We start from the raw sequence: 5900 nt of genomic DNA, 5'->3' as shown, positions 1-5900 counted from the left end.
AACGCGCCGGGTCTCCACCATGCCCACCGCCCGATACCGCCTCGATCGACCTCTCAGCGTCACCTCGCCCACCGCAAGCGAAACGGCGAGGCTAGAGCTCCAAGGCATTTCCGTGGCCAGAACGCCGCGAGTCTTTGGCAGCGAGGGGAAGAAGTCGTTTCCCGGATATTCCTGCTCTGCAGCGAACTGCTGTGCGCGTTTGGCGTCTTCGGGGGCCAGCAGAAGGGTCCGGAAGAAGCCGAACACCGTCCGGCCGTCCTGCTCGTGGGCAAGGTAGCCCTCGGCCAGGAGCCAGCCGCCGTCCACACCATGGATTTCCTTCGGAGACCACAGGTGGTCGGGGACTGCCACACTGCCTGACGTGACCCAGGTCTGATGGCCCCTGGACTCCACGGATGCCCACGGCGGAAGGGGCACGGGCGCGGCCGGAGGCTTGTCGGGAAAGCCAGGGTCGATGTCGGGCATCAAGCGTTCCGGTTCCCCGAAGGGCGCCGGTGCCCGTCCGGCGTCCGCGAGACGGCCGACCATTTCGTGGTAGGCGACCCAGCTGTACTTTTTGCCGTAACGCTCCACCTTCCTGGAAGAGCTGTAAGGGCGCTCGGCACTCATGGCGATGCCCTCGTCGAGGCTGCTGAACTCCTCGCTGCGCCAGCCGAGTTCCCAGACGCGGGCTCTGACCTTAGCGCGGGCCTGACGGAAGTCAGGGTGGGTGTAGTCGTAGTTGCCGCGGCCGTTGATGGCAGCTCCGATGACATAGTTCTCGAAGTCCATGCCCATGGTGCGGTCGCATTCCGCTGCATGGGGATCGTCGTCGGCCATCACATTGGCGGGCTCCGCGGCGGCAAACCTCAAGGCGCGGGCGTTGATACCGTCCGGGACGGCGAAGGGGTGGAGAGCGCCAGCGAACTCGAAGGTCGACCGCACATAGCCGCGCAACTGTTCATGGGAGGTGGGCGTGGACCCGCCCTCGAGGAAGCGGCCGTGCAGCTGCGCCAGCCAGTCTCGCAGCGCCGGCTCGAACGCCTGCGGGATCCGGCATCTGGTGAGTGCTGGCCGCGCCGAACGCGGCACCGACGAGACGCTCGACGATGTAGGGGTCATCGGCGTCGAGCATCCTGGCCGCGAGGTCGAACAGCCGCTTGGGTTCCGGCCGTCCGTACCGCTGGAGGGCCTTCGTGGCTAGGTCACGCAAGACCGTGTCAGTCGAGGCCAGCAGCCAGGAGATGGCCAGCGCGTCCAAGTCGTCGCTCTCGACGCGGCCTGCCCCGCCGTCCCATCGGCTGACCGCCCGCTCCAGGGCCGTAGTGAGCACTCCTGGGGCTTGACTGCGGACCCATTCGGTCCAGTACGCGTCGCGTTGCGCAAGGGGAATCCGCCGCAAGACCCGGTCAAGGAACACGGCGTTCAGGCGGTGCCGGGCAGACCTGCGCACCTCCCACAGGCGATCGAACACGTGACGGTGGCCGGGCGTACCAGCCCGGCGTGTGCCGATCAGGGCCTCCAGCGCGGTGACGGTCTCGTCATCCAGGAAGCCGGACTCGGTGGCGAGCTCGCAGGTGAGTGCGAAATCGCGGTGCTCGGCTGGCGTGGCACGCCAAAGGTGACGCTTGGTGAAGCGGCGTGGGAGCAGGCCGATCAGTCCGATGGTGACATCCTCACCGAGGGAATGCGCCTGCTTGCCAAGGAGGCGTTTCCACAGATCCGGCTCCGCGAGCTGCTCACTGACACTGGTGTAGGTCATGCGTACCAGGAGCGAGTCGGCGATCAGATAACCGGCGAGCCGGTCGAATGCAAATGCGCACTCGGTGTCGTCGAAGCCCTTCATCTCCTGGCGGATGAGGACACCTTCCTCCACAAGGCGCCGGAAGAGGCTCTCGTCCCAGTTCGGCTGGCCCGCATCGAGGATTTCCCTGGCCGTGTCGGATGGGAGACGGCGGACCTGATGTGTCCACAGGTGCCTGGCGAGGTCCGCGAGGCGGCGCTTGATCTGGTCAGCGGGTATGTGAATGCGCGCCGGGTCGAAGGCCAGGCGTTCAGCCACACCTTCGAGGTAAAGCTCGAAAACACTGACCAGGGACTGGGGCAGTGCTTCCGCGCCCACCGGTGTCTGTCGCTTGGGGTTCGTGGCTTCGCAGTACATGCGCACGAACAGAGGACTGCCGAAGGCGACCGTCGGAAGCCAGGTATCGGACGGGTTGATCTTGTATTCGCGAAAGTAGACCTTGAGGATCTCGACGACTTCCGCTTGTTGCCACTCCAGGGCCAGCCGTGCAGTGCCTACAGGGAGAAGCTGGTCGGCGTGTGCTTCGCGAAGGGTGACGATGACCAATACGTAGGGGTAGTCGCCCAACGCCGGTAGCAGCTCGGCGAGCAGCCTGCGCCATTCAAGGGGCCGCTCGGCTTCGTTCAGCCCATCGATGACCAACGGGATACGGCAACCTGCGCGCATGCCAGTTGAGTTAAGCGCCTCCAAGAGCTCCTCGACGCGGTCGGCCTTCAGCCCAGGGATCCGACGTGCGAGGTCGTCGAGAGATCCGCCCGATTGCAAGCTGCCGCCTTGGACGAACACCCCTGCTGTTGGCCGGCCGGTCGGTGCGGTCATCTGCGCAGAGAGATGCGTCTTGCCCTGTCCGGCGGCGGCGGTGATGGCGAGCAGAGGCGCATCGGCATCGGCTCGTGCGGTGCTGATCCACTGGACCATCGCGGATCTCCGCCCCAAGGCCGGTAACCAGCAGGGCCTCGGGTTGCTGATACCTCCGCAGCTTGGCTACCAGGCGCTTCAGCGCGCGTGGAGAAGTCGCTGGTGGCTGCTGATTGGCGAGCCGTTCACGGACCTCCCCGGGGCGAAGACTCCTGCCGGCGTCGATGATCTCTTTCAGTTCCGCGACGAACCGGTCTAGGTCGTCGGCGACCGCTGAGGCATCGATGCGGGAGTCCGAATCTAGGCTGTCGAGGGCGACGCGAAGCGCGTCAGCCCGGGTTTCAACGTCATCGGTACGCTGCTGCAGCCAGTCGAACGCCGCCGGGCGCAGCAATGCCCGGTCGATATGGTGCTCCGCTGAGGTGGAGGTGTGCAGGCGGGGCATCCATCGGAGCCGGACCGGCGCAACGGACCGCTCGTGAGCATGTTCCAGCGCTGTCGGGGTGAGGGTGAGCTCGCCGAAGAAGGTGGCGCGCAGCTCGTCATGCCCGGCCAGCTCGGCGTCGAAGTTCTCGACGCACCATAGCTTGACCTTGACGGTTCCCTGGCGGAGCCCGTCGATCCACTCCTCATCGCTCTTTGCCGGCCGCTGTGGCAAACAGAGAACGAAGTCGGTCAGCCCCTTGACGTGCGTGACCGCCAGCTTGAGTGAGTCCTCAATCAGTTCACGTTGGCGGCTGGTGAGCTGGTTCTTGCCATTCAGGATGAACCACTTGCACGACCAGCCCCAGACCCTGCCGGGATCGCCCAGGGCACCGACGTGGTCGACGCTGAGGTAGAACTCGACGCCGGGCTGGTTGCGTCGCTCCCGCATCCTTCCCAGCGCGCCATAGCGTCGGGAAACGACCGCCCGTGTGAGGGCTTCGAAGTTCTGGTCGTCGGCACCGGGCAGGCGCTCGAGATCAGTCAGATCCACTGTCGCTCCGCTCGCTCACATCCGACCTCGGTGTCGCGTCCTCGTTCCATTCGTGACGGGAGAACACCTCAACCTTCGCGCCGTAGTGGAGGAGCACCTTGAAGAACCCCTGCACATCGGACTCATCGGTCCAGAGCCTGACCGTCTCGGCGTCGCGGGTGACGCTGTGGTCGAACGCGTAGTTGTCGACGTCGGAGCGGCCCATGTCGTATAGCTTCATTTCACGCAGTGCGTCGCCGAGTTCGCGGGGCATGCGCTCATCGTGGCTGCGCCAGTCGTCGTCAGACCACGTGCCTTCGGCGAGTTCCTGCAGTGCCCTCATACATTCCTCGGCCGCCTTCGCTCCGGTTACTTCTTGGAAGCGGCCGATCATGATGAGGTTCATGGAGTGTTCCGATCCGTATCCGTTCCAGATCCTCATCGTGCTCCTCTCAGCGCCTGGACGGCATCTATGATGGATGCGCCGATCGGTGTTCCCACGGAAGCGTAGGCGTGAGGGCGCAGGTTCCCCGTAGCGTCGACGTGCATGTGCGCGTCCAAGGGATGCTCGCCCGGGAGGGCCTCTGCGACGGGCAGTGCCGCTTCGAGGCCGGTGCGGGAGATTGCGAGGCGTACCCCGGCCCTGGCAGCCGAGACCCATTTGACGAGGATCTGAGCGTCGGCCTCGCTAATACCGGGGGTGGCCGCAGTCGGTTGCTCCGGCAGGAGCAGCAGCTCGGAGGCTCCGACATCGGCCGCGAACCTGGCGACGTCGTCCAGTTCACCGACGGTGTCGGCGTTGACCACGGTGTTGATGCCGAACGGGGCAAGGGAGGCGATCAGAGAGGCCGCGCGGACCACGGAGGTGAATGGCTTGCCTCGGAGCCGCTCGTAGGTGGGGCCGATTCCGTCGACCGATAGACGGACGAAGTGCACGGCCCCGCGCAGGGACTCGGTGAAGTCGGGTGTCAGCCGGTGCCCGTGCGTGGTGAACGTCACCGCCATCGACGTGGACTGGGATATGTCCGCGCACAGTTGAGCGAACCGGCGGTACGCGGTCGGCTCCCCGCCTCCGAAACCGACGCCCAGGCACCCGGCCGCATCGAGCTCGACCGCCCAGGCCAGTACGTCCTCGGAGTTGAGAGCCGCAGCATGCTTGGGCGCGTAGCAGTACAGGCAGTGGAGCTCGCACGCATTCGTCAAGGCGACGGATAGGTACCGCGGTGCAGGAGAGAACTGCTCAGCAGCGACAGGCACCTCATCGAGCAGGACGTTCATCCCGGAGGCGCGGTCAAACAAGTGAACACCACATGCGGACAGGCGGATCTTGCACGTCATCGACGACATCATGCCACCAAGGTGAGCGACGGCGAGGCGTGTACGGAGAACATCGCTTACTGACGTTTCATCCCTGGTTCTGGTGGTTCGGTTCCGCGCCAGGTTGGAATGATTTTGCCAGTCAGCCGGCGGGGCATGAGGTCGATCATCTGCCGAATGAGGCCGCCCAGTTGTTGATGGCTGCGTGATAGGCGGGTGATACGGCGAGGCCGCGCCGAGGACCATCCTGGTGGGGCCTGTGCGCGGAGCCATGAGATGACGATGCCGCACCGGAGGGCTCCGGTGCGGCATCGTCGTGAGATCGGCTGCGCTGTCGGGCGCGATGCGGTCGGCGGCTCATGCGGCCTGTCCCTGCGACGCTTCCGAGGTGACCTGCTTTGCGTTTGCGCTCGCCTACGCGTCTAAAAAGTCGACCGCTTCCGCCTTCATCGGGACCGGCCTGGCCCCCATCCGGTGCGAACCGTGACCCCACCGCCTCCCGGCGGGTGGAGGGTGACGAGCGGCGACCTGAAAGAGCTGGCACGAAAGGCACTCGAGGCGGAGTTCTGGTGGAAGACCGACCGCAGCGGCGGCGATGCGGTGTGCTGGCCCTGGATGGCAGCGAGTCGGCATGACTTCGGATACGGCTTCGTGTATTGGGAAGGTCGCCACACCCAGGCTGCCCGGTTCGCTTCTGTCCTGCACCACGGTCTGACCCTGGCGCGTATCGACAGTGATCTTGTCGTTCGGCATCTGTGTCCTGGAGGCAGTAATCCGGGCTGCTGCAACCCGCGCCGTCTCAAGCTGGAAACACAAAAGCAGAACATGCATGATCGTCTGGCGCAGGGAAAGTGCGACCGGGGAGAAAACCACTTCGCGACCAAGGTGTCCATGAAGTTTCCCCTTGATCATGGACACCTGGAGACTGGGACCCTGAGGTTCCAGAGGAAGTAGCACCAGGTGGGAAGCAAGTACACGAAGCGGTAC

General features: G+C 65.1%; 5 protein-coding genes. 1 reads left to right on the top strand and 4 read right to left on the bottom strand.

Going from position 1 to position 5900, the window contains the following annotated elements; translation table 11 throughout:
• The 4 genes from ACWD04_RS33595 to ACWD04_RS33580 all read right to left on the bottom strand — a co-directional run.
• On the bottom strand, nucleotides 1-936 hold a 936-nt coding region (locus tag ACWD04_RS33595), incomplete at its 3' end, for a hypothetical protein (protein WP_451137518.1).
• Between the two features lie 4 nt (nucleotides 937-940).
• Nucleotides 941-2701, bottom strand: coding sequence for a hypothetical protein (locus ACWD04_RS33590; protein ID WP_451137517.1), 1761 nt, complete (start codon nucleotides 2699-2701; stop codon nucleotides 941-943).
• 902 nt (nucleotides 2702-3603) lie between these two features.
• Nucleotides 3604-4038, bottom strand: coding sequence for a DUF6375 family protein (locus ACWD04_RS33585; RefSeq protein ID WP_451137516.1), 435 nt, complete (start codon nucleotides 4036-4038; stop codon nucleotides 3604-3606).
• Nucleotides 4035-4799, bottom strand: a complete 765-nt coding sequence (locus ACWD04_RS33580; protein WP_451137515.1) for a radical SAM protein — start codon at nucleotides 4797-4799, stop codon at nucleotides 4035-4037. Before ACWD04_RS33580 ends, ACWD04_RS33585 begins: the two co-directional genes overlap by 4 nt.
• A gap of 627 nt (nucleotides 4800-5426) precedes the next feature.
• On the opposite strand from ACWD04_RS33580, the gene ACWD04_RS33575 reads away from it, so the two are divergent.
• Complete coding sequence (locus ACWD04_RS33575; RefSeq protein ID WP_451137514.1) at nucleotides 5427-5867, top strand: hypothetical protein; 441 nt, start codon at nucleotides 5427-5429, stop codon at nucleotides 5865-5867.
• The last annotated feature ends 33 nt before the right edge of the window (nucleotides 5868-5900 follow it).

It is taken from the genome of Streptomyces sp. NPDC002911, from assembly GCF_053591835.1.
Note: the sequence above shows the minus strand (reverse complement) of the source record. Positions and strands in the feature narration are given on the sequence as shown.